This is a genomic window from Microbispora sp. NPDC046973, assembly GCF_040644495.1.
Taxonomy (GTDB): domain Bacteria; phylum Actinomycetota; class Actinomycetes; order Streptosporangiales; family Streptosporangiaceae; genus Microbispora.
The window spans coordinates 108550-131649 of sequence record NZ_JBEYWQ010000014.1; the positions used below are offsets into that span (position 1 = coordinate 108550).

General features: G+C 70.3%; 27 protein-coding genes and 1 pseudogene. 10 read left to right on the forward strand and 18 right to left on the reverse strand.

Going from position 1 to position 23100, the window contains the following annotated elements; all coding sequences use genetic code 11:
- Window positions 1–5: 5 nt before the first annotated feature.
- Window positions 6–1202, reverse strand: a complete 1197-nt coding sequence (locus ABZ860_RS24830) for an acetyl-CoA C-acetyltransferase (RefSeq protein WP_357224303.1) — start codon at window positions 1200–1202, stop codon at window positions 6–8.
- A gap of 104 nt (window positions 1203–1306) precedes the next feature.
- Between ABZ860_RS24830 and mce the strand changes: the two genes are divergently transcribed.
- Together mce and ABZ860_RS24840 are read left to right on the forward strand one after the other, a co-directional pair.
- Entirely contained in the window at window positions 1307–1729 is a 423-nt protein-coding gene (gene mce / locus ABZ860_RS24835) for a methylmalonyl-CoA epimerase (RefSeq protein ID WP_139575889.1), read from the forward strand.
- A gap of 181 nt (window positions 1730–1910) precedes the next feature.
- Entirely contained in the window at window positions 1911–3212 is a 1302-nt protein-coding gene (locus ABZ860_RS24840) for a DivIVA domain-containing protein (protein ID WP_357224306.1), read from the forward strand.
- A 131-nt stretch (window positions 3213–3343) separates the two neighbouring features.
- On the opposite strand, the gene ABZ860_RS24845 is transcribed toward ABZ860_RS24840, so the two are convergent.
- From ABZ860_RS24845 to ABZ860_RS24855, 3 genes are all read right to left on the reverse strand, one after another.
- Window positions 3344–4114: an alpha/beta fold hydrolase gene (locus ABZ860_RS24845; RefSeq protein WP_357224307.1), complete on the reverse strand. Its 771-nt coding sequence runs from the start codon at window positions 4112–4114 to the stop codon at window positions 3344–3346.
- 79 nt (window positions 4115–4193) lie between these two features.
- Window positions 4194–4898 carry an alpha/beta hydrolase gene (locus ABZ860_RS24850; RefSeq protein WP_357224310.1) on the reverse strand — a complete coding sequence of 235 codons (705 nt, stop codon included), beginning with the start codon at window positions 4896–4898 and terminating at the stop codon, window positions 4194–4196.
- 20 nt (window positions 4899–4918) lie between these two features.
- The gene (locus ABZ860_RS24855) at window positions 4919–5236 is read right to left on the reverse strand and encodes an ATP/GTP-binding protein (protein ID WP_357224311.1); all 318 of its coding nucleotides are present in this window, start codon (window positions 5234–5236) and stop codon (window positions 4919–4921) included.
- Window positions 5237–5479: 243 nt separating this feature from the next.
- Here ABZ860_RS24855 and nucS point away from each other — a divergent pair, with 243 nt between their 5' ends.
- From nucS to ABZ860_RS24895, 8 genes and pseudogenes are all read left to right on the forward strand, one after another.
- The gene (nucS, locus tag ABZ860_RS24860; RefSeq protein WP_357224313.1) at window positions 5480–6154 is read left to right on the forward strand and encodes an endonuclease NucS; all 675 of its coding nucleotides are present in this window, start codon (window positions 5480–5482) and stop codon (window positions 6152–6154) included.
- Window positions 6155–6241: 87 nt separating this feature from the next.
- Window positions 6242–7123, forward strand: a complete 882-nt coding sequence (locus ABZ860_RS24865) for an ABC transporter ATP-binding protein (RefSeq protein WP_357224315.1) — start codon at window positions 6242–6244, stop codon at window positions 7121–7123.
- Window positions 7120–7962 (forward strand): ABC transporter permease, encoded by an 843-nt coding sequence (locus ABZ860_RS24870; protein WP_357224317.1) that lies wholly within the window; start codon window positions 7120–7122, stop codon window positions 7960–7962. The genes ABZ860_RS24865 and ABZ860_RS24870 overlap by 4 nt, the downstream gene beginning before the upstream one ends.
- Window positions 7959–9248: a sensor histidine kinase gene (locus ABZ860_RS24875; protein ID WP_357224318.1), complete on the forward strand. Its 1290-nt coding sequence runs from the start codon at window positions 7959–7961 to the stop codon at window positions 9246–9248. Before ABZ860_RS24870 ends, ABZ860_RS24875 begins: the two co-directional genes overlap by 4 nt.
- 65 nt (window positions 9249–9313) lie before the next feature.
- Complete coding sequence (locus ABZ860_RS24880; RefSeq protein WP_357224515.1) at window positions 9314–9931, forward strand: response regulator transcription factor; 618 nt, start codon at window positions 9314–9316, stop codon at window positions 9929–9931.
- Window positions 9932–10144: 213 nt separating this feature from the next.
- A pseudogene (locus ABZ860_RS24885) lies at window positions 10145–10312 on the forward strand (helix-turn-helix domain-containing protein); the annotation flags it as partial.
- A complete protein-coding gene (locus ABZ860_RS24890) occupies window positions 10313–10753 on the forward strand; it encodes a hypothetical protein (protein WP_357224527.1) in 441 nt (146 codons plus the stop codon).
- A 77-nt stretch (window positions 10754–10830) separates the two neighbouring features.
- On the forward strand, window positions 10831–11448 hold the full coding sequence (locus ABZ860_RS24895) for a cob(I)yrinic acid a,c-diamide adenosyltransferase (RefSeq protein ID WP_357224319.1): 618 nt from the start codon (window positions 10831–10833) through the stop codon (window positions 11446–11448).
- Window positions 11449–11464: 16 nt separating this feature from the next.
- On the opposite strand, the gene ABZ860_RS24900 is transcribed toward ABZ860_RS24895, so the two are convergent.
- The 14 genes from ABZ860_RS24900 to ABZ860_RS24965 all read right to left on the reverse strand — a co-directional run bounded on the left by ABZ860_RS24900 (window position 11465) and on the right by ABZ860_RS24965 (window position 23050).
- Window positions 11465–11863 (reverse strand): DUF2550 domain-containing protein, encoded by a 399-nt coding sequence (locus ABZ860_RS24900; RefSeq protein ID WP_357224321.1) that lies wholly within the window; start codon window positions 11861–11863, stop codon window positions 11465–11467.
- A 20-nt stretch (window positions 11864–11883) separates the two neighbouring features.
- Window positions 11884–12285, reverse strand: coding sequence for a F0F1 ATP synthase subunit epsilon (locus ABZ860_RS24905; RefSeq protein WP_079320504.1), 402 nt, complete (start codon window positions 12283–12285; stop codon window positions 11884–11886).
- A gap of 71 nt (window positions 12286–12356) precedes the next feature.
- On the reverse strand, window positions 12357–13784 hold the full coding sequence (atpD, locus tag ABZ860_RS24910; RefSeq protein ID WP_357224323.1) for a F0F1 ATP synthase subunit beta: 1428 nt from the start codon (window positions 13782–13784) through the stop codon (window positions 12357–12359).
- A 1-nt stretch (window position 13785) separates the two neighbouring features.
- Window positions 13786–14685, reverse strand: a complete 900-nt coding sequence (locus ABZ860_RS24915; RefSeq protein ID WP_357224326.1) for a F0F1 ATP synthase subunit gamma — start codon at window positions 14683–14685, stop codon at window positions 13786–13788.
- 3 nt (window positions 14686–14688) lie between these two features.
- Entirely contained in the window at window positions 14689–16338 is a 1650-nt protein-coding gene (gene atpA / locus ABZ860_RS24920) for a F0F1 ATP synthase subunit alpha (protein WP_357224328.1), read from the reverse strand.
- Window positions 16339–16362: 24 nt separating this feature from the next.
- Window positions 16363–17172 carry a F0F1 ATP synthase subunit delta gene (locus tag ABZ860_RS24925; RefSeq protein WP_357224330.1) on the reverse strand — a complete coding sequence of 270 codons (810 nt, stop codon included), beginning with the start codon at window positions 17170–17172 and terminating at the stop codon, window positions 16363–16365.
- Window positions 17172–17717, reverse strand: coding sequence for a F0F1 ATP synthase subunit B (locus ABZ860_RS24930; RefSeq protein WP_357224332.1), 546 nt, complete (start codon window positions 17715–17717; stop codon window positions 17172–17174). The genes ABZ860_RS24925 and ABZ860_RS24930 overlap by 1 nt, the downstream gene beginning before the upstream one ends.
- A gap of 29 nt (window positions 17718–17746) precedes the next feature.
- Window positions 17747–17968, reverse strand: a complete 222-nt coding sequence (gene atpE / locus ABZ860_RS24935; protein ID WP_079320508.1) for an ATP synthase F0 subunit C — start codon at window positions 17966–17968, stop codon at window positions 17747–17749.
- A gap of 83 nt (window positions 17969–18051) precedes the next feature.
- On the reverse strand, window positions 18052–18840 hold the full coding sequence (atpB, locus tag ABZ860_RS24940) for a F0F1 ATP synthase subunit A (RefSeq protein WP_079320509.1): 789 nt from the start codon (window positions 18838–18840) through the stop codon (window positions 18052–18054).
- 132 nt (window positions 18841–18972) lie between these two features.
- Window positions 18973–19188 (reverse strand): hypothetical protein, encoded by a 216-nt coding sequence (locus tag ABZ860_RS24945; protein WP_079320510.1) that lies wholly within the window; start codon window positions 19186–19188, stop codon window positions 18973–18975.
- Window positions 19189–19250: 62 nt separating this feature from the next.
- Window positions 19251–19673 carry a hypothetical protein gene (locus tag ABZ860_RS24950; protein WP_357224334.1) on the reverse strand — a complete coding sequence of 141 codons (423 nt, stop codon included), beginning with the start codon at window positions 19671–19673 and terminating at the stop codon, window positions 19251–19253.
- Window positions 19674–19819: 146 nt separating this feature from the next.
- On the reverse strand, window positions 19820–21232 hold the full coding sequence (locus ABZ860_RS24955; RefSeq protein ID WP_357224335.1) for an MraY family glycosyltransferase: 1413 nt from the start codon (window positions 21230–21232) through the stop codon (window positions 19820–19822).
- Window positions 21233–21289: 57 nt separating this feature from the next.
- Complete coding sequence (glyA, locus tag ABZ860_RS24960; protein WP_357224338.1) at window positions 21290–22558, reverse strand: serine hydroxymethyltransferase; 1269 nt, start codon at window positions 22556–22558, stop codon at window positions 21290–21292.
- Between the two features lie 102 nt (window positions 22559–22660).
- A complete protein-coding gene (locus ABZ860_RS24965) occupies window positions 22661–23050 on the reverse strand; it encodes a hypothetical protein (RefSeq protein ID WP_357224341.1) in 390 nt (129 codons plus the stop codon).
- Window positions 23051–23100: the final 50 nt, after the last annotated feature.

Consider the following 23100-nt stretch of genomic DNA (forward strand, 5'->3'; position numbering starts at 1 on the left):
TCCGATCAGGCGCCGGGCGCGGGAACCCGGATGATGAGCGCGTCGCCCTGGCCGCCGCCGCCGCACAGGCCGGCCGCGCCGAGGCCGCCGCCGCGCCTCTTCAGCTCGTGGGCCAGGGTCAGCACGATCCGCGCGCCGGACGCGCCGATCGGGTGGCCGAGCGCGATGCCGCCGCCGTTGACGTTGACCTTGTCGAGCGGGACGCCGAGCTCCTTCGCCGACTGCAGCACGACCTGGGCGAACGCCTCGTTGATCTCGAGCAGGTCGAGGTCGCCGACGGTCAGCCCCTGCTTGGCCAGCGCCTGTGTGATGGCGTTGGCGGGCTGGGACTGCAGCGAGTTGTCCGGCCCGGCCACGTTGCCGTGCGCGCCGATCTCGGCCAGCCATTCGAGGCCCAGCTCCTCGGCCTTGGCCTTCGACATCACGACCACGGCCACGGCGCCGTCGGAGATCTGCGAGGCAGATCCTGCCGTGATGGTGCCGTCCTTGGTGAACGCCGGGCGCAGCTTCGCCAGGCCCTCTGCCGTGGTGTCCTTGCGGATGCCCTCGTCGGCGGAGAACAGCACCGGATCACCGCCCTTTCGCTGTGGCAGCGGCACCGGGACGATCTCGTCGTCGAACAGGCCCTTCTCCGTGGCCTCGGCGGCGCGCTGGTGCGACCGCGCGGAGAACTCGTCCTGCTCCTCCCTCGTCAGGCCGAGCCTGGCGTTGTGGCGCTCGGTCGACTCCCCCATGGCGATCTGGTCGAACGCGTCGGTGAGCCCGTCATAGGCCATCGCGTCCAGGATCCCGGCGCTGCCGTACTTCACGCCCTTGCGCAGGCCCGGCAGCAGGTGCGGCGCGTTGGTCATCGACTCCATGCCGCCCGCGACGACGATGTCGAACTCGCCCGCGCGGATGAGCTGGTCGGCCAGCGCGATCGCGTCGAGGCCCGACAGGCACACCTTGTTGATGGTGAGGGAGGGCACGGTCATGGGGATGCCGGCCTTCACCGCCGCCTGGCGCGAGGGGATCTGACCGGCCCCGGCCTGGAGCACCTGTCCCATGATCACGTACTGGACCTGGTCAGGGGAGACGCCCGCCCGTTCCAGCGCCGCCTTGATCGCGATCCCGCCCAGCTCGACGGCGGACAGGTCGGAGAGCGAGCCGAGGAGCCGTCCGATCGGTGTACGTGCTCCGGCGACGATGACGGAACCAGACATTGAGACCCTCCACTATGAGATCGGGGCGACGGTGTCACCATACCCATGAGTAGTACGGCCGCCCGGAATCGGGCGGCGGGACGGGAACGGCGAGGGGAGACCCGATGCTGCTGCGCATCGACCACGTGGGCGTGGCCTGCCACAACCTGGAAGAGAAGATCGAGTTCTACGAGTCCGTCTTCGGCCTGACCGTCGTCAGCCGGGAGGTGAACGAGGAACAGGGCGTCCGCGAGGCCATGCTGCACGTGGCCGACGGCGACCAGGGCGCGTCGTACGTCCAGCTCCTCGAACCGCTGCACCCCGACACCGCCGTGGGCAGGTTCCTCGCCAAGCGGGGCGAGGGCGTGCATCATATCGGGTACGGCGTGGCGGACGTCACCAAGGCCCTGGAGGAGATCGGGGCGAAGGGCGTGCGCCTGATCGACGAGCGGCCCAGGCACGGGTCGATGGGAGCCTCGATCGCGTTCCTGCATCCCAAGGATGTGGGAGGGGTTCTCACCGAGCTCGTCGAGACGTCCAGGCGCTAGACAAACGCAAGAAACGTTCATACGTAACAAGTCGCGCAGAAAGTCGGAGGGGGCCTCCAACGCGGCAGTACCGGAGTACGCTGGCGTACCACCGGACGTGGACGCCAGACCGGCTTCCCCGCCTCGGAACCGACCCCCCGTCCGGCCCCTGTAGCCGTCTCGACAACCAGGATCGAGCCTCATGCAGTCCGACATCGACGCCCAGCTCAACAACTTCTTCGAGGACGCCCCATCTCGCGAATTCGACGTGGTGCTCCGGGGTTATGACCGGCACCAGGTCCACGACCACCTGAAGACCCTCGACACCGAACTGCGTCAGGCCAAGGAACAGATCGGCGCCCTCCAGCGGGAGCTGTCCGACTCGCAGCGCCAGTTGCAGGAGCAGGAGCGGCCGACGTACTCCGGTCTCGGCGCCCGCATCGAGCAGTTGCTCAGGCTCGCGGAGGAGCAGGCCACCGAGCTCGTCCAGGCGGCAAGGTCGGAGGCGAACGAGATCCGCGCCGCCGCCAAGGTGGACGCCGCCGACCTGCGGGCGGCCGCGGAGAACGAGGCGGCGGAGAAGCGGGCGCTGGCGGCGCGCGAGGCCGAGGAGATGCGCAGCACCGCCGAGCGCGACGCGGAGGAGATCCGGTCGACGGCCCGGCGTGAGGCCGACGAGCTGACCGCCACGACCGAGCGCGAGGTCGCCAAGATCCGCGCCACCGCCGACCACGAGGTCGCGGAGAAGCGGGCGGACGCCGAGCGCGAGATCGCCAAGCTGCGCACCACGACCGAGCGCGAGGTGGCCCAGCTGCGGGCCTCGACCAAGCGCGAGCGCGACGAGGTGCTCACCACGGCCAAGCGTCAGGCGGACGAGATGCGGGCCCAGGCGCAGCGGATCCTGGAGGAGTCGGAGGCCAAGCGCGCCCAGGACGAGGCGGAGTTCGAGATCCAGCTCGCCGCCCGCCGCGAGGAGGCCGAGCGCCAGGAGGCCGAGCGGCACGCCACCGCCCAGGCCAACACCCAGAAGCTGGTCGCCGAGGCCGAGCAGCGCGCCGCCACCGCCGAGCAGCGGGCCGCCAAGGCCACGCAGCAGGCCGAGCAGACCCGCCGCGAGGCCGACACCCACGCCAAGCAGCTGCTGGCCAACGCCCGCAAGAACGCCGACCAGCTCGTGGCCGACGCCAAGGCCAGCGCCGACACGATCGTGACCGACGCCAAGAACGAGGCCGAGCGCACCCGTACGGCGATGCAGCGCCAGGTGGACGAGCTCACCCGCCAGCGCGACAGCATCACCAGCCACCTCGCCCAGCTCCGGCAGCTGCTCGGCGGCGCCCCGCTGCCGGGCATGGACGCCGAGCCCGCGCCCGTCGCCGCGGCCCCCGCGAAGCCGGCCCTGTCGGCTCCGCCGGTCGTGGACAAGCCGGCCGTGCCCGCCGCTCCGGCCGTCGAGCCGATCAGCTCCACCAAGAGCGACGACGACGCGGAATGGTGGCAGGAGTAGCCACTGGCACAATCGGGGAGTCTGACGGCTGAACGAACGGGGCCCGGCATCGCCGGGCCCCGTTCTCGTGTCCGCGTCTCGGTTCTCGTGGCCGCGTCTCGGTTCTCGTGTCAGCGTCTCCGCCTCCCGGCTCAGTCGAGAGACTTGACGAACTCCGCGACGACGCGGTTGAACGCCTCGGGCTGCTCGATGGCGGACAGGTGGCCCGCCTTCTCGATGACGGCGAGCCGCGCCTGCGGGATGGCCTCCGCCATCGCCTGGGCGTCCGCGAGCGGCGACAGCTCGTCCTCCTCGCCCACCACCACCAGCGCCGGAACGGTCAGGGACCGCAACGTGCCGAACGCGTCCGGCCTTGCGGCCATCGCCCGCTGGGCCCACGCGACGGCCGCGGGCGGCGCCGCCTGGACGAGCCCGCGGACGCGCCCGAGGACCATCCCCCTGCGCTCCCTGGTGGTCGCGCCGAGCATCGGGGGCAGCGACTCGGTCACGAGGATGCCCGTGCCGCTCTCCAGGACCGCCGCGGCGATCCGCTCCCTGTTCGCCCGGGCCGGCTCGGGGTCGGCCTGGGCCTTGGTGTCGGCGAGGATGAGGCCGCGTACGCGGTCCGGGTGGCGGCGGCACAGCGCCATCGCCACATAGCCGCCCATGGACAGGCCGCCGACCACGGCACGGTCGACGCCCTCCTGGTCGAGCAGGTGCGCCACGTCGTCGGCCATGAGGTCGACCGAGGGCTCGTCGTCGCCGAGCATCGTGCCACCGAAGCCGCGCAGGTCCGGCGTGATGACCCGGCAGACCGGCGCGAGGCCCTCGCGCTGGGCGAGCCACATCGCGGATGACAGGGGGAACGCGTGGAGCAGGACGACTGGCAGGCCGCTCCCGGCGGATCGCGAGTAGAGCTGCATCAGGTCACGGTAACGCGCCGCGCGCCCGCCGCCGCCGTTCGTCACCGATTCGCGACCCCAGGCGGCCCGCCGGTCACGCTCAGACCGTGGTCGGCAGCGGCGCGGCGGCCGGGTTCACGCGCTTGACGATCTCGTTCAGCACGATCCGCACGTACGGCTCGCCGACCCACAGGTGCTTGGCCCCCTCCACGCCGACGACCTCCGCCTGCGGCGCCGTCGCGAACCGGCGTACGGCCTCCTCCGGCCGCAGGTAGTCGTCGTGCTCCGGCACCAGGGCCACCAGAGGACGGCCGAACTCGCCCCAGGCGACCAGGTCTTTGTCACCGGCCCGCTTCAGCGGCGGCGACAGCAGGATCGCGCCCCGCACGATCGGGTCGCGGCCCCACTTCAGCGCCAGCTCCGTGCCGAACGACCAGCCGAGCAGCCAGGGGTTCGGCAGGTCGTGGAAGTCGGCGTACTCCAGGGCGGCGGCGACGTCCCACCGCTCTGCCTCGCCGCCGTCGAAGGCGCCCTGGGAGGTGCCCCGGTCGGAGGTCGTGCCCCGGGTGTTGAAGCGCAGCACCGCGATGTCGGCGAGCGCGGGCAGCCGGTAGGACGCCTTGCGCAGCACGTGGCTGTCCATCATCCCGCCGTGGGTGGGCAGAGGATGCAGGCAGACCAGCGTCGCCACCGGCGGCCGGCTCTCCGGCACCGCCACCTCGCCGACGAGGGTCAGCCCGTCGGCCGTCTGCAGCTCGATGTCCTCGCGCCGGGCAGGCAGCACCGTGGACGCCCTGATGTCCATTCCCACTCCGAAAGCTCGTGTCAGTAACGGCTGCGGCCCGGACCCCGGTTGGCCCGGTTGCGCCAGCACGCGGTGTGCCAGTGCCGCCGCTCGTCCTCTCCCCCGGTCCAGGCCGGCCAACTCACCACGTGCGGCAGCCCGGGCCTGATCTCCTGCTCGCACCCCGGGCACCGGTACGCCTTGCCCTGGGCGGCGCCGGAGACGTTGCGGACGACCCACTCACCGTCGTGTGCGCTCTCCACGCGGTCCACCCCGGCCACCTGGGGGCCCACCGGCCGTACGGCACGGCCGTCCGGGCGTTCGAACGGGCCGCGGCGGCGGGCACGGCGGGGACTCACGGCGGGCATCCTTCCGGGGGTCAAGCCAGGCGGTTCAGGCCGGGTGGTTCATGTCAGGCAGAACGGGAGATGACGGCCCATTCTTCCAGCACCGGCTCAGCCGGCGTACGCGCGGATGCCCCGGAGGCCGGCCGTGCCGAGCCGCCGGGCCCCGCGACTGCGAGCGCCCGCGACGTCCACGCCATGGCCGACAGTGTCCCAGAACGCCTCGGGACCTCCGTAACCCCGGTAGGGTTGGCGCACATGCGGCTGGTCATCGCGCGGTGCAGCGTGGATTACGTGGGACGGCTCACCGCCCATCTCCCCATGGCCCCCCGGCTCATCCTGATGAAGGCGGACGGCTCGGTCTCCATTCATGCGGACGACCGGGCGTTCAAACCCCTGAACTGGATGAACCCTCCCTGCAAGGTCCGCGAGGAGACGATCGACGGCGTGCTCACCTGGTCGGTGGTGCACGGCAAGACCGGCGAGAAGCTGGTGCTGACGATCGACGAGATCCTGCACGACTCCAGCCACGAGCTGGGCGTCGATCCGGGCCTGCGCAAGGACGGCGTCGAGGCGCACCTGCAGGAACTGCTCGCCGAGCACATCACCACGCTCGGGGACGGCTGGACGCTGGTGCGCAGGGAGTACATGACCGCCATCGGCCCCGTGGACATCCTGTGCCGCGACCACCTCGGCGGCGCGGTCGCGGTGGAGATCAAGCGGCGCGGGGACATCGACGGCGTGGAGCAGCTCACCCGCTACCTCGAGCTGCTCAACCGCGATCCGCGGCTGGCCCCGGTCAAGGGGATCTTCGCGGCCCAGGAGATCAAGCCGCAGGCCCGCGTGCTCGCGGCCGACCGCGGCATCGAGTGCGTGACGCTCGACTACGACGCCCTGCGCGGCATCGAGCCGGAGAATCCGACGCTGTTTTGACCCCGGCCCGTGTCCACCGTACGGAGGACAGGGATCATCGTCCGATCGAGGGTGTTCCGTGATCCTTCCGCGGTGGATTCTTGGGGCATGGAACACGCCATACGCGTACGGGGCCTGACGAAACGATACGGCGAAGTCCAGGCCGTCGCGGGCCTGGACCTCGACGTCAAGCACGGCGAGGTCTTCGCCGTCCTCGGCCCGAACGGCGCCGGCAAGTCGACCACGGTCGAGATCCTGGAGGGCTACCGCAAACGCGACGCGGGGGAGGTCACCGTGCTGGGGCAGGACCCGGCCCGGCCGACCCGCGAGTGGCGGTCCCGCATCGGCATCGTGCTGCAGACCGCCGACGACCGGGCAGAGCTGACCGTACGGGAGACCCTGCGCCACTTCGCCACCTACTACGCCGACCCCCGCGATCCGGACGAGCTCATGGAACAGGTCGGGCTCACCGAGAGCGCGGGCAAACGCATCCGCCAGCTCTCCGGCGGCCAGCGGCGGCGGGTGGACGTCGCCCTCGGCGTCATCGGCCGTCCCGAGCTGCTGTTCCTCGACGAGCCGACGACGGGCTTCGACCCCGAGGCGCGGCGGCGGTTCTGGGAGCTCATCGAGGGGCTGGCGCACGACGGCACGACGATCGTGCTGACCACCCACTACCTGGAGGAGGCCGAGACGCTGGCCGACCGGGTGGCGGTCGTGGCGCAGGGGCGCGTGGTGGCCGAGGGCGACCCCGCCACGCTGGGCGGCCGGGCCACCGCGAAGGCCAGGGTGAGCTGGGCGGACGGCGAGCTCGAGACCGACAACCCCACCGCGGCCGTCCTGGAGCTGTCGCGCAGGTACGACGGGGAGATCCCCGGGCTCTCCGTCACCCGCCCAACCCTGGAGGACGTCTACCTCCGCCTCATCGACTCCGCGGATCCGCTCGCCGGGGGCGTCGCGGAGACCGCCGTCACGATTGGAAGTGCGTCATGACCGCCACCCCCGCGGCCGTCGTCCCGCGTGCGGCCGCACCCCTGCCGTCCCCGCTCAGGATCGCGCTGGCCCGCGCGGCCGTCGAGACGAAGGTGCTGTTCCGGGAGAGGGACGCCGTCGTCTTCACCTTCGCCTTGCCGATCGTGTTCCTGGTGCTGTTCGCCTCGATCTTCTCCGACAGCGCCAAGGGGACCGGCGTCACCGTCGCCCAGCTCTACACCGCCGGCCTGATCGGCTCGGGCGTGATGGGCACGGGGTTCCAGAACCTCGGCATCGGCATCGCCGGCGACCGGGAGGACGGCACGCTGAAGCGGCTCGTCGGACTCCCGATGCCGCGCGCGGCGTACTTCATCGGCAAGATCGCCAGCGTGCTCGTCATGACGGTGCTCCAGGTGGCCATCCTGCTCGCCATCGCCGTGCTGTTCTACGGCCTGGAACTGCCGGCCGAGATGTCGACCTGGGCCACGTTCGCCTGGGTGTTCGTGCTCGGCGTGTCGGCCGCGTCCGTGCTCGGCATCGCGGTCAGCGGCCTGCCCCGCTCGGGCAAGAGCGCGACCGCGGTGATCAGCCTGCCGTTCGTGGTGCTGCAGTTCGTCTCCGGGGTCTTCATCCCCATCACGGAGTTGCCCGACTGGCTGGTCAACGCCGCCTCGATCTTCCCGCTGAAGTGGATGTGCCAGGGGTTCCGGTCCGTCTTCCTGGGCGACGCGGGGGCCGCCCTGGAGCTGACCGGGTCGTACGAGCTGGGCAAGGTCGCCCTGGTCCTGGCCGCCTGGCTGGTCGGCGGTCTCGTGCTGTGCGTGACGACGTTCCGCTGGAAGGGGCGGCGCGACGGATGAGCCCGATCGCGCAGCGCGGCGCCGGACGGTCCTCCAGCTGGCGGGGCCCCGCGCCGGGCGCCGCCTGCCAGCGGCCCGGAGGGACCGCCACGGACGCGCACGCCTGGAAGACCTTCGCCGGAGGGGAGCTCCTCTTCGGCCTGACCCTGGCCGTCACCGCCGTGTTCGCCGCCATGACCGACGCGCCGGTGGCGGCCAGGGCCACGGCCGTCGGCGGGCTCGCGGTGCTCACCGTGGCGTACGTGCTGCTGGGGCGCCGGTCGATGATGCTGGACGGCGAGGAGGACCGCCGGGCCCTGCTCTACTGGGCCCTGGTCGTCGCGGTCTTCATCCCGGCGACGCTCCTGGTGTCGTCGGTGTCGTTCGTGCTGTTCGCCCTGTGTCCGCAGGCGTTCATGATGCTGCGGGTGCGGCGCGCCGTCGCGGTCGTGCTGATCCTCAACATCGCCCCGGTCTGCCGGTTCCTGGTGAACGCCCGGTGGGACCGGGACGAGGTGGTGATGTTCATCGGCTCGATGGCGCTGATCCTCACGTTCACGCTGGTCTTCGGGCCGTGGATCACCCGGATCATCGAGCAGAGCGCGGAGCGCGCCCAGCTCATCGTCGAGCTGGAGTCGAGCCGCGCCGAGATCGCGCGCCTGTCGGCCGAGCGAGGCGCGCTCGCCGAGCGGGAGCGGCTGGCCGGGGAGATCCATGACACCCTCGCCCAGGGGCTGTCGAGCATCATCATGCTCGTCCAGGCGGCCCAGGCCCAGCCTGACCCCTCGCGCCATCTCGCCCTCGCCGTACGGACCGCGCGGGAGAACCTGACCGAGGCCCGCGGACTGATCGAGGCGCTCACCCCGGCGCCGCTCGACGGCTCCACGCTGGAGGAGGCGCTGCGGCGGGTCACCGGCAGGCTCGGGGAGGAGGCGGGCATCGACGCGACGTTCACGGTGGAGGGCGAGTCGCGGCCGCTGCCCGCCGGCGTCGAGGTGGTGCTCCTGCGGGCCGCCCAGGAGGGCCTGGCCAACGTGCGCAGGCACGCCGAAGCCTCGTCGGTCGCGGTGACCCTGGACTACGGCCCCTGCCACGTCACGCTGCGGGTCGGCGACGACGGCGCCGGGTTCCGCACGGGCGCCGAGCACGGATACGGTCTGCGGGCGATGCGGTCGAGGGTCGAGCAGGAGGGCGGCGCCTTCGGCGTCGAGAGCCTCCCCGGCCGGGGCACCACCCTCACGGTCACCCTGCCCTCCCCCGCCGCCGATCCCGGTGCCCCCGCCGAACCCGACACGACACTCCCTTGAGCCGCACGGAGCACGCCATGCCCGCCACGCCCGCACCGTCCGTCCCGTCCGCGCCCGGTGACCCCGTGGTCCGCGTGCTGATCGTCGACGACCATCCCGTCGTACGGGAGGGGTTGCGCGGGATGCTGGAGTCCGATCCGGCGATCACGGTGGCCGGGGAGGCGGGATCCGGCGAGGAGGCCGTGGCCCGCGCCGCGGCGCTCACGCCCGACGTCGTCCTGATGGACCTGCGGATGCCCGGCGGAGACGGCGTGAGCGCGACGACGCGCATCCTGGCGGCCCGGCCCGAGATCCGGGTGATCGTGCTCACGACCTACGAGACCGACCAGGACATCGTGCGGGCCGTCGAGGCGGGCGCCGCCGGCTACCTGCTGAAGGACACCTCCCGGGCCGACCTGCTCGCCGCGATCACCGCCGCGACGCGTGGGGAGACCGTGCTGTCGCCCTCGGTGGCCACCAAGCTCGTCACCCGCCTGCGCGCCCCCGCCGCGACCGCGCTGTCCCGGCGCGAGACGGAGGTGCTGGCCCTGGTCGCGCGGGGGCTGACCAACGCCGAGATCGGCAAGGCGTTGTTCATCAGCGAGACCACGGTGAAGACGCATCTGCTGCGGGTCTTCGCGAAACTCGACGTCTCCGACCGCACCGCCGCGGTGACGACAGCCCTGGCGCGCGGGCTGCTGTAATTGCCGATGCAATTGCAGCGCGGTCTGTGTATCCCAATTGGTAAGCGTGCTGACCTCTTGACGGCCTTGTCAAGCTAATGAGCGTCTTTGGCATAGCCCCGAAGTGCTTATTTCCCAGCACTTCCGCAAAAAGGATCTTGCGTTCATAATGGGGACTTCTGGGGGGACCATGACAGGGTGAGGTGAAAAGTGGCGGGACGGGACTATCGGGGGATGTCGGCTGCCGAAAGGCTTGCAGACAGGAGGGAAAGGCTCATATCGGCCGCATACACCCTGTTCGCCCAACCCGGCTTCCACGCCACCACCATCGAGAGGCTGTGCGCGACGGCGCGCATCTCCAATCGCGCCTTCTACGAATGCTTCTCCAGTCGCGAGGACCTGATGCGCGCGGTTTACGAGCGGTGCATCGAGGAGACCCTGGCGTCGGTCACCGAGGCCATCGACACGGCCCCGCCCACGCTCGACGACCGGATCGTCGCCGGCATCGCCGAATACATCCGCTTCGTCACCAAGGACGTGCGGCGCGCCCGTCTGATGCACCTGGAGGTCCGGCGGGCGGGCAACGTGCTCAGCGGCGCCCGTCAGCAGGCGGTGGCCTCGTTCACCAAGGTCATCGAATCCTCGGCGCGGGGCGCGGCCCGCATGCCTCCCCTCGACCTCCACCTGCTGGCACTCGGTCTCATCGGGGCCATCACCGAGTTACTCATCGAGTGGGTGATGACCGAACCGTCCCCGCCCACGGATCAGCTGATCGAGACCGCCGTGTACATCTTCCGCCGCACCTTCAGCTCCGACGGCCCCCTGGCGGCCTCCGCCCAGTGACCTCGGCGGCCGCCGCCCGGTGACCCGCGCGGCGGCCCCGCCGGATGACGCAGGGTGCGGCGACTACGCTGAGCGGCATGACCCGAGCCGACAACGACAAGCCGGTCGTCCTGTCCAAGATCTACACGAAGACGGGCGACGACGGCACGACCGCACTGGGCGACATGAGCCGCACCCGCAAGACCGACCCCCGACTGGCCGCCTACGCGGACGTGGAGGAGGCCAACGCCGCCATCGGCGTCGCTCTCGCCACGGGCGGCCTGGCCGAGGACGTCACGGCCGTCCTGAGCCGGGTGCAGAACGAGTTGTTCGACGTCGGCGCCGACCTGTGCACCCCGGTCGTCAAGGATCCGGGTCGTGACGGAGTCACGCAAAGGGAATACATTCCGCCGCTGCGGGTCGAGGAGCCGTACATCGCCTGGCTGGAGGAGCAGTGCGACCGGTTCAACGCGGAGCTGAAGCCGCTGCGCAGCTTCATCCTGCCCGGCGGCGCACCCGCCACGGCCTTCCTCCATGTCGCCCGCACGGTCGTACGGCGGGCCGAGCGGTCGGCGTGGGCGGCGCTGGAGGCGCACCACGACGTGAACCCCCTGACGGCCAAGTATCTGAACCGCCTGTCCGACCTGATGTTCATCCTCTGCCGCGTGGCCTCCGCCGGCGACGAGATCCTCTGGAAGCCCGGCGGAACCCGCTGACCCGCCCCAGGGACGTCTACGCGGCGTCCAGATGGGCGCTGGGCGGGGCGGACTCGAGCCAGGCGAGGAAGCCGGTGAGGGCGTCCTCGCTCATCGCGAGGGACAGCGGACCGCGCTCGGCGGAGCAGACGACGGTCCAGTAGCCGGCGGGGCCCTCACCCGTGTCGAGCATCCTCCGGCTGGAAACGGTGAGGCCGCGCCTCGCGATCGCGTGGCGCGGCCTCAGGCCGAGTCCCAGGAACGGGATCCAGTGGAGCTCTCCCCCTGCGTAGCGGGCTACCCCGCTCTTCCAGCCCCCCTGGCCGTCCCGTACCCGGCAGACGATCGTTCCCCGGGCCCGTGCCAGGACGAAACCCCGGATGACGAGGAGCGCGGCCACGGCGAAGACGCCCGCGAGTATCCCAAGCGCCGCCACTAGCCGCCCTCCTCCTGTTGTCAGACCTCTTCGCCGGCCGCCCGCAGCCGGGCAGCCGCACGCTTGGCCTGCAGTCGTGCGTCCGCGTCCTCCTGGTCGGCCTCGATCGAGGCCTGAGCACGCTGCAGCGCGTCCTTGGCCCGCGCGACGTCGACCTCGGAGCCGAGCTCGGCCGCCTCCGCCAGGATCGACACGTCGTTGTCGGCGACGGAGATGAATCCGCCGTGCACCGCGGCCACGAGGTCGCCTTCGTCGCCGCGCTTGACGCGCAGCACCCCGCCCTCGACGAGGACACCGAGAACGGGAGCGTGGTTCGGCATAATACCGATCTCGCCGTCCACGGTCTTGGCAATGACCATGTCGGCCTCGCCCGTCCAGATCTCACGTTCCGGCGACACGACGCCCACGCGAAGCTTTGCCACTTCTCAGCTCCCTTTCGACGGACGCCTGTACGGCGCGGCCACGGCCGTGCCGTACAGGCGTCGAAGGCGTCCTAGCGCTCGAGTTCCTTCGCCTTGGCGATGGCCTGCTCGATGCCGCCGACCATGAAGAAGGCCTGCTCGGGCAGGTGGTCGTACTCGCCGGCGCACAGGCCCTTGAACGACGCGATGGTCTCGTCCAGCGGCACGAACTCGCCCGGCTGGCCGGTGAACGCCTCGGCGGCGTACATCGGGTGGGACAGGAACCGCTCGATGCGGCGCGCCCGCTGAACGGTGACCTTGTCCTCTTCGGAGAGCTCGTCGATGCCCAGGATGGCGATGATGTCCTGCAGCTCCTTGTACTTCTGCAGGATTCGCTTGGTCTCCTGGGCGACCGCGTAGTGCTCCTCACCGATGATCTGCGGGTCGAGGATCCGCGAGGAGGAGTCGAGCGGGTCCACCGCGGGGTAGATGCCCTTCTCCGAGATCGGCCGGGACAGAACGGTCTGCGCGTCGAGGTGCGCGAACGCGTTGTGCGGGGCCGGGTCGGTGATGTCGTCCGCGGGCACGTAGATCGCCTGCATGGAGGTGATCGAGTGACCGCGGGTGGAGGTGATGCGCTCCTGGAGCACGCCCATCTCGTCGGCGAGGGTCGGCTGGTAACCCACGGCGGACGGCATGCGGCCGAGCAGCGTGGACACCTCAGAACCCGCCTGGGTGAAGCGGAAGATGTTGTCGATGAACAGCAGCACGTCCTGCTTCTGCACGTCGCGGAAGTACTCCGCCATGGTCAGAGCGGACAGCGCCACCCGCAGACGGGTGCCCGGGGGCTCGTCCATCTGGCCGAAGACGAGCGCGGTGTCCTTGAGGACGTCCGCCTCCTCCATCTCCAGCCAGAGGTCGTTGCCCTCACGGGTGCGCTCGCCGACGCCCGCGAACACCGAGGTGCCCGAGAACTTCAGCGCGACGCGGCGGATCATCTCCTGGATCAGAACGGTCTTGCCGACGCCCGCGCCGCCGAACAGACCGATCTTGCCGCCCTTCACGTACGGCGTGAGCAGGTCGATGACCTTGATGCCGGTGGGCAGCATCTCCGTACGGGCCTCGAGCTGGTCGAACGCCGGGGCCGGACGGTGGATCGGCCAGCGCTCGTTGACCTGGATGGAGGCCTTGTCGGCGTCGAGCGGCTCGCCCAGGGCGTTCCACACGTGGCCCTTGACGGCGTCGCCGACCGGCACCGAGATCGGGGCGCCGGTGTCGGTGACGGCCGCACCCCGGACCACGCCGTCGGTGGGCTGCATGGAGATGGCCCGGACGATGTTGTCGCCGAGGTGCTGGGCGACCTCCAGCGTCAGGGTCTTGGTCTCGCCGGCGAGCTCGACGTCGACGGTGAGCGCGTTGTAGATGTCCGGCATGGCCTCGACGGGGAACTCCACGTCGACGACCGGACCGGTGACGCGGGCGACACGGCCCACGGTGGTCTCAACAGTCTGTGCGGTCATTTCACTCTTTCCCCGCTGCGGCGTCAGCCAGCGCGTTCGCGCCACCGACGATCTCGCTGATTTCCTGGGTGATCTCGGCCTGACGCGCCTGGTTCATCTGCTGGGTGAACACGCGGATGAGCTCGTTGGCGTTGTCGGTGGCCGACTTCATCGCGCGGCGCCGGGCGGCGTGCTCGGAGGCGGCCGACTGGAGCAGCGCGTTGTAGATGCGCGACTCGATGTAGCGCGGCAGCAGCGAGTCGAGCACGTCACCGGCCGTCGGCTCGAACTCGTAGTACGGCGGGATGCCCTCCGGGGGCGTCTCCGTCTCCTCGACCTCGAGCGGCAGGATCCGCTTGACGATCACGTTCTGCGTCAGCATCGAGACGAACCCGGTGTAGACGACGTGGATCTCGTCGATCCCGTCCTCCGCCTTGAACGCCGTGATGAGCGCGTCGGCGATCTCCTTGGCGTTGCCGTAGGTCGGGTTGTCCGAGAAGCCGTCCCACTCGCCGAACATCTCCCGGCTGCGGAAGCGGTGCCAGGTGAGGCCCTTGCGGCCCACGACGTACGGCTTCACGGTCAGGCCGCGCCCGGTCAGGTGGCCCTTCAGCGCCTCGGCCTCACGGAGGATGTTGGCGTTGTAGCCGCCGGCGAAGCCGCGGTCGCTGGTGACGATCAGGACGCCGGCCGTGGCCGGCTGCTCCTTGGCCACCGTGAGCGGGTGGTCGACGTTGGTCGTGTTCGACAGGACCGCCGACACCGCGTGGGTGATCTCCCGCTCGTACGGCACGGCCGCCTGCATCCGCTGCTGCGCCTTGACGATGCGCGACGAGGCGATCAGCTCCTGCGCACGGGTGATCTTCGCGGTGGACTTGACCGACTTGATCCGCCGCCGCAGCTGTCGAAGCTGGGCACCCATGGGTTACTTCGCCTCGGCCTTGCGAACGTGCTTGACGACCTTCTCCTGGCCGACCTCGCTGGCGTCCAGCGCCTCCACCGGCTCGTCGTTGACGAGCAGCTCACCGCTGGAGGTGGTGAAGCCCTTCTTGAACTCCGTGATGGCGTCCTTGAGGGCGGTCACCGTGTCGTCCGTCAGCTCCTTGGTCTCCCGGATGCTGTCGAAGACGCCCTTCTGGGCGGTGCCGAGGTAGTCGAGGAACTCGGCCTCGAAGCGGCGGATGTCCTCGACCGGAACGTCGTCCAGCTCGCCGGTGGTGCCGGCCCACACCGAGACGACCTGCTTCTCGACCGGGAACGGGCTGTACTGCGGCTGCTTGAGCAGCTCGACCAGGCGGGCGCCGCGCTCCAGCTGGGCGCGGGAGGCCGCGTCCAGGTCGGAGGCGAAGGCCGCGAAGGCCTCCAGGTCGCGGTACTGCGACAGCGACAGACGGAGCGTGCCGGCCACCTTGCGCATGGCCTTGACCTGGGCGGAACCGCCGACTCGGGAGACCGAGACACCGACGTTGATCGCCGGGCGGACACCGGCGTTGAACAGGTCGGTCTCCAGGAAGCACTGGCCGTCGGTGATGGAGATGACGTTGGTCGGGATGAACGCCGACACGTCGTTGCCCTTGGTCTCGATGATCGGAAGGCCGGTCATCGAGCCGCCGCCCATCTCGTTGGAGAGCTTGGCGCAGCGCTCCAGCAGACGCGAGTGGAGGTAGAAGACGTCGCCGGGGAACGCCTCACGGCCCGGCGGACGACGCAGCAGCAGCGACACCGCGCGGTAGGCGTCGGCCTGCTTGGTGAGGTCGTCGAAGACGATCAGCACGTGCTTGCCCTGGTACATCCAGTGCTGGCCGATGGCAGAACCGGTGTAAGGGGCGATGTACTTGTAGCCCGCGGGGTCGGAGGCCGGAGCGGCGACGATGGTGGTGTACTCCAGCGCGCCCGCCTCCTCGAGGCGGCCCCGCACCTGGGCGATCGTGGAGCCCTTCTGGCCGACGGCGACGTAGATGCAGCGAACCTGGCGGCTCGGGTCGCCGGAGAGCCAGTTCTCCTTCTGGTTGAGGATGGTGTCGACCGCGATCGCGGTCTTGCCGGTGCCGCGGTCACCGATGATCAGCTGGCGCTGGCCGCGGCCGATCGGCGTCATGGCGTCGATCGCCTTGAGGCCGGTCTGCAGCGGCTCCTTCACCGGCTGGCGCTGGACCACCGAGGGGGCCTGCAGCTCGAGGGCGCGGCGGCCCTCGGCGGCGATCGGGCCCTTGCCGTCGAGCGGGTTGCCCAGGGGGTCGACCACGCGGCCGAGGAAGTCGTCGCCGACCGGCACCGACAGGACCTCGCCGGTGCGGCGGACCTGCTGGCCCTCCTCGATGCCGCTGAAGTCACCCAGGACGACCGCACCGATCTCGCGGACGTCGAGGTTCAGCGCCAGGCCGCGCGTACCGTTCTCGAACTCGAGCAGCTCGTTCGCCATCGCCGAGGGAAGGCCGGAGACATGGGCGATGCCGTCCCCGGCGTCGACGACGGTCCCGATCTCCTCGCGCGCGGCACCTTCCGGCTCGTACGCCTGGACGAAGCGCTCAAGGGCGTCCCGGATCTCGTCCGGCCGGATCGTAAGCTCCGCCATCTCTTTCTTGTCTCCCTATTCGCCTCAGCCGGCCAACCGGCGGCGGACTTCTTCGATACGTCCGGCGATCGTGGTGTCGATGTAGTCGTCTCCGACTCTCACGGAGAACCCACCGAGCACCTCCGGGTCCACCTCGACGTTCAGGTGGACGTCTCGCCCGTAGGTGGCTCGCAGCCAGGCCGCGAGCCGCTGCTTCTGCTGCTGCGAGAGCGGCACCGCGCTGCGGACCACGCCCACCAGGCGCTCGCGCGCCCGCGCGACGATCCAGCCGAACTCCTCCAGCGCCGACTCCAGGCTACGTCCTCGCGGGTGCACCACGGTCTGCGTGACGAGCCGGACGGTGGACGGAGCGGCCTTCCCGTCGAGCAGCGCGGCGAGCAGGTCGCGCTTGCGCTCGGCCGGGACCGCCGGGTCGCTGAGCGCGCGGCGCAGCTCCGGGTTGGCGGCGAGGATGCGGCCGAAGCGGAACAGCTCGTCCTCGACGTCGTCGAGGCGGCGCGCCGACTCGGCCTCGGCGGCCGCGGACATCACGCCGATGCGCTCCAGGGCGTCCGGCAGGTCGCCGGCCTTGGACCACTTGGCCCTGACCGCGGCGACCGCGATCTCCAGCGCGGCGTCGCCGACCTTGCCCTGCAGCAGGGAGCGCAGGACGCTCTCCTTCTGCTCGGCCGGGCGCGAGGGGTCGGAAAGACCCCGCCGCAGCCCGTGCTCGCGGTCGAAGAGGTCGGCGACGGCGAACAGCTCCTCGGCGAGAGCGCCGAGGTCGGCGGTCGCAGCGGCGGTGTTGAACCGCTCCTCGACCTCCGTGAGGGCGGTCCTGCTGAGGCCGCGCATCAGCGGACCGCCTCCGGACGGCCCTCGAGCTCCTCGAGGAACCGGTCCACGATGCGGCGCTGGCGGGCCTCGTCCTCGAGCGACTCGCCGACGATGCGGCTCGCCAGCTCGGTGGACAGACGCCCGATCTCACCGCGCAGCTGGGTGAACGCCTGCTGGCGGTCGGCCTCGGTCTGCGCGTGGGCCGCCTCGATGATGCGCCGCGCCTCGGCCTGGGCCTCCTCGCGGAGCTCGGCCTTGATCGCGGCGCCCTGCTCGCGGGCCTCCTCGCGGAGGCGGGCCGCCTCCTGGCGGGCCTCCGCGAGCTGCGCCCGGTACTGCTCCAGAGTGCGCTGGGCTTCGGCCTGGGCGTCCTCGGCCTTCTTGATGCCGCCCTCGATAGCCTCGGTCCGCTCGGCCAGCGTCTTCTGGATGCGCGGGGTGAGGATCTTTCCGACGACGAGGAAGACGACGAGGAAGGCGAAGCTGCCGACGACCAGCTCGTAAGCGTGCGGAAGGAGGGGGCTCTCGCCCTCCGCAGCGAGGAACGTAGCTGCCAGAGTCATGGGTGCAGCCTTCCTTCAGAGTGGGTACGTCAGTAGATGAACGGCGCGACGAGGCCGATCAGGGCCAGCGCCTCGGTGAGAACGAAGCCGAGCAGCATGTTCTGGCGGATGAGGCCGTACGCCTCGGGCTGACGGGCGATGGCCTGCACGCCCTGGCCGAAGATGATGCCCACGCCGATGCCGGGGCCGATGGCGGCGAGGCCGTAACCGACAGCGCCAAGGTTGCCGGAGACTTCAGCGAGAACGCTCATTGCTGTTCTTCCTTTACTGGTCGGCCGGTGAGTGTCGCCTCACCGGTCTGGTCTACGTCGAAAGGTCGGGTCTGGAGGATCCGTCAGTGGTCGGCGTGCAGCGAGTTGCCGATGTACATGGCGGCCAGCATCGTGAACAGGAACGCCTGCAGGAACTGGATGAACATCTCGAAGCCGGTCATCGCGACCGTCATGATCACACCGACGACACCGAGGCCCGCGCCGAGGGGAGTCAGCTTCTCGAACAGGAACCAGAAGCCGACCATGCTGAAGAAGGCCAGGATGAGGTGGCCGGCGAACATGTTCGCGAAGAGTCGGACGGCGTGCGTGAACGGCGCGATGATCAGGTTCGACAGGAACTCGATCGGCGCGAGCAGCACGTAGATCGGCTTGGGCAGCCCGGGCGGGAACATCATGTTCTTGAAGTAGCCGCCGAGGCCCTGGTGCTTGATGCCCAGATAGATCTTGATCACGTAGATGGTGATCGCGAAGACGATGGGGAACGCGATGTGCGACGCGACCGGGATCTGGATCAGCGGGACGACGCCGAAGAAGTTCCACAGCAGGATCAGGAAGAACAGGCTGAGGAGCAGCGGCATCCACCGCTCGGCGTCCTTGCCCAGGAACGGGCGGGCCACCTGGTCACGGACGAACTGGTAGCCCATCTCGCCGACGTTCTGCATGCCCCGGGGCACGAGCTTGGGGTTGGCGAAGGCGCTCCACGCGAGAGCGCACACCACGATGGCACCGAAGATCGCCATCAGCACCGGCTTGGTCAGCCAGTACGGCGCGCCGTCGTAGAGCGGAGGAAAGTCGAAGATCGACGGTCCCGGCGCCTTGAAGTCGTCGGCGACGAGCATGAGGGGGGTCACCTGGCCACCTCGCGTACCTGCTCGGGGCCGAATGCCCGAAGCATGTGCTTGTTCGTCCGTTCGCTACGCTCGCGCACGGGCGTTCCCTTCAACGATTGGATCAACAGAAGAGCGTGGGAAGCGGGCCGGTTGTCAGCGGCCGTACTTCAGATAGACGAGGTAGGCAGCCAGCCCGACCCCGAGAATGACGCCTATGGGGATGAACGCATGCACGCCGGTCCACCAGCTCAGCAACCAGCCGAGGCCGCCCCATACCAGGATCCCGGACAGCAGATAGCTCGGGACCGACCAGGCGGCGTCGGCGAAGTCGCGGCCGTCGGTCTCGGGCCTGCGCTCCTGTTCGCTCATCGCGCCTTGACGATAGCAGGAGCCATGCGGACTAGTCATATCGGGCTGCCCCGTACGCGTGATCATCCGCGGCCCTGCCCGGGAATCTTCGCCTCGGGCTCCACGTAGAGCATCTTCAGTTTCATGAATCCGCGCATCTCACCGACGGTCCAGGCGAGCGTGCACGCGATGACGCTCAGCGCGAACACGCGGGAGTCGAACGCGGTGGTGTCTTCGAAGGCCTTGAGCGTCGCCATGATCGCGAGGACCTTGACGACGTAGCCCAGCACGGCGGCCGCCATCATCGCCATGGGCGAGATCCGGCCGGCCCAGGAGACGACGACCAGGCCGACGGTGAAGAAGACGGCGACGAGGACGAGACCGATGCCGGCGCCCAACGCACCCTTGGCCCCGGTCGTGAACACCGCGACGAGCGCGGCGAGGAGACCGACGACCAAGGTCGGCACGGCGGCGCCCTTGAGAACGCGCACGTCGTTGGCCTGCAATGGGACTCCAGAATCGGTTGTCAAACGAGCGATTGCTACCTGCTGGGGCGTCGTTGGCCTCGCCCCTTGCTAGTGAAAGCTATCACAAGCCCCGGAGTGCCACCTTTACCTGCCGTTTCGGGTCGCCGTCGACCTGCGGGGACGGCTCAGAGGAAGGTCCCGGTGTCGGCCCGGGAAGTGGTGGGAGGGATCTCCGGGGAACCCGGGGCGCCCTGCCCCGGATAGGGGTGCCGGCCCTGCGCCGTGAGCCTGCCGGGAACCGCCTGGCCGGGGGCGGCCGGAACGGCATGACCGGGAGTGACGGGCGAAGCGGGCGGGGGGACGACGGGGTAGACGAGCGTGTCGTGCTCCGTCGTCCCGCGTCTGGCGGAGCCGGGGCCGGACGAGCGGCTCCCGGCAGAATGCGCTCCGATCTTCCGGTCGCCCTTGTCGTCCTGCGTCGCGGTGCGGCGTGATCGCCACCGGGGCAAGCCCATGATCACCAGGACCGCCACCGCGAGCACGATCGTCAACGGGAACACTATGAGCGGCACGCGGCCGATCGACAGGCCGACGATCGCGAAGGCGAACAGGAACGTCCACGCGTACATGATCAGGACGCTGCGCCGATGGGAATGGCCGATGTCGAGCATCCGGTGGTGCAGGTGGCCGCGGTCGGGGGCGAAGGGGGACAGGCCGGCCGATGTCCGCCGGACGACCGCCATGATCAGGTCGGCCAGAGGGAGCACCACGACCGCGATCGGCAGCACCAGCGGCAGGATCACCGGGAACCGGTTGATCTTGCCGACGACCGCGTCCGGCTCGACCGACGACAGGCTCGTGATCAGCGAGGTGGCGAGCAGCAGCCCGATCAGCATGGCGCCGGTGTCGCCCATGAAGATCTTCGCGGGGTTGAAGTTGTGCGGCAGGAAGCCCGCGCACATCCCGATGAGGATGGCCGCGATGGCGGCCGTCCCGTTGATCCGCGAACCGCTCGCGGTCTGCTGCAGCACGATCGAGTAGGCGAAGGTGGCCATCGCCGCGATCCCGACGATCCCCGCGGCCAGGCCGTCGAGTCCGTCCACGAAGTTCACCGCGTTGATCACGACGACCACGATCATGATGGTGAGGATCGTGTACAGGGTCCTGTCGAGGGCCTGGGAACCGCCCATCGACTGGGGCAGCGGGAGGAACTGCAGGTACACACCGAAGTAGACGAGCAGCCCGCCCGCCGCGATCTGGCCGCCCAGCTTGACGAGCGCGTCCATGCCCAGCCAGTCGTCCAGGAATCCGGTGACGACGATCAGGCCGCCGGCCGCGAGAAGGCCGATGACCGTCTGGCCCGTCTGGCCGCTGTCGAACGCGCCGCCGACGTACGGCAGCTTGCTCGCCACCAGCAGCGCCGCCGCCATCCCGCCGAACATCGCGAGCCCGCCCAGGCGTGGGGTGGGCACCGTGTGCACGTCCCGCTCCCGCACCTCGGGCGCCGCGCCGATGCGCAGCGCGAACGCCCTGACCGGCGGCACCAGCAGGTACGTCACCGCGGCCGCCACGAGCGCCAAGAGGAGATATTCGCGCACGGACCTAGTTTCCTGGATAGGCGGATCGGTTGTGACGGGCAAAAGACATAGATCGCCCTATCCCTGACGGGGATATGCCGGATGCGTCGCGGTCAGCCCCTTTACCCGTTCGAGGACCGACGTTATCGCACCCGGCTGCCTGATGGCCCGGACGACGAGAGACGCGATCTCCCTCATTTCCGCCGCGCCCATGCCCTGGGTGGTCGCGCACAGCGTGCCGACCCTGATCCCGGAGGTCACGGTCGCGGGCGCCGGGTCGTACGGGATCGCGTTGTGGTTGAGCAGGATGCCGGCCTCGGCGCAGCGCCGCTCCGCCTCCGCCCCGCTCACCCCGGCGCCGCGCAGATCGACCAGCGCGAGGTGGGTGTCGGTACCGCCCGACACCGGGCGCAGCCCCTCGGCCGCCAGCCCCTCCGCCAGGGTCCTCGCGTTGTCCACCGCCGACGCGGCGTAGGCCCGGAACTCGGGCCGCAGCGCCTCGCCGAACGCCACCGCCTTGGCCGCGACGACGTGCATCAGCGGCCCTCCCTGGCTGAAGGGGAACACCGCCCGGTCGATCCCCGACGCCAGTTCGCCGGTGCACAGCACGCCTCCCCCGCGCGGGCCGCGCAGCGACTTGTGGGTCGTGAAGGTCACGACGTCCGCGTACGGCACGGCCGAGGGGATGGCGTGACCGGCCATGAGGCCGATCTCGTGGGCGACGTCCGCCAGCAGCCAGGCTCCGGCCTCGTCGGCGATGTCGCGGAAGGCGGCGAAGTCCATCAGCCGGGGATACGCCGTGGCGCCGCAGACGATCACGCGGGGCCGGTGGCGCAGCGCGAGGTCCCGCACCTCGTCGTAGTCGATCGTCTCGGTGTCCCGCCGGACCCCGTAGGAGACGACGTGGAACCACCTGCCGGAGAAGTTGGCCTTGGACCCGTGGGTGATGTGGCCGCCGTGTTCCAGGGCGAGTGCCAGGACGGTGTCCCCCGGCTGCAGAAGGGCCGCGTACGCCGCCAGGATGGCCGTGGTGCCGCTGTAGGGCTGCACGTTGACGTGGTCGGCCCCGAACAACCGCTTGGCCCGCTCTACGGCGATCTGCTCGGCCCGGTCGGCCGCCTCGCAACCGCGGTAGTACCTGTGGCCCGGGTAGCCCTCGGCGTACTTGTCGTTTAGCGCCGAGCCGAGCGCGGCGAGGACGGCGGGCGAGGACAGATTCTCGCTGGCGATGAGCTGGAGCCCGCCGCGCAGCCTGGCGACCTCGTCGAGCAGCACCTGGGCGACATCCGGGTCCTGCGCGGCGAGCCGGGCGAAATCGGGCCCGTAGAACGGCTCCGAACTGTCCATGGAACCGGCTCACAATCCCGTGGCGGTCTTCGCTCCAAGAGTAGACCGCCCGCGGGCCGTGGTGCGGGCGTCGTCGCTGTTCAGGAGGTTGCCGAAGGATGCTCAGGAGGTGAAGGCGTGCGGCGCGCCGGCCTTGGCCGGAATCCAGCGCGGCGTGTCCGCCGCCTGGTCGCTGATCGCCGTCAGCACCGCCTGGCGGTACATCCCGAGCCGGTTGCGCCATTCGGCGAGGTCCTGGACGTACCGCTCGGCGACCGGAGCGTCCCACACGTCCCTGCTCCGCGCCATCTCGTACGGCTTGTCCAGGGACTTGGTGAGCTGGTCCATCAGCGGGACCACCTGCAGCCACAGGTCGACGAGCTTCTGGTACTCCGGGTTGAACACCCATCCCGTCGGCTGCCCGCCAGGCGAGAGCAGGTCGGTGCTCGACGGCGCCGGCGGGGTCTCCCCCGGCTGCAGCGGAGTCGGCGCCGGCGGGTCGACGAAACTCACGATCGCGCCTCCTGTGCGAAGCCGGCCACCAGGCCGGCGTTGGTCATCGG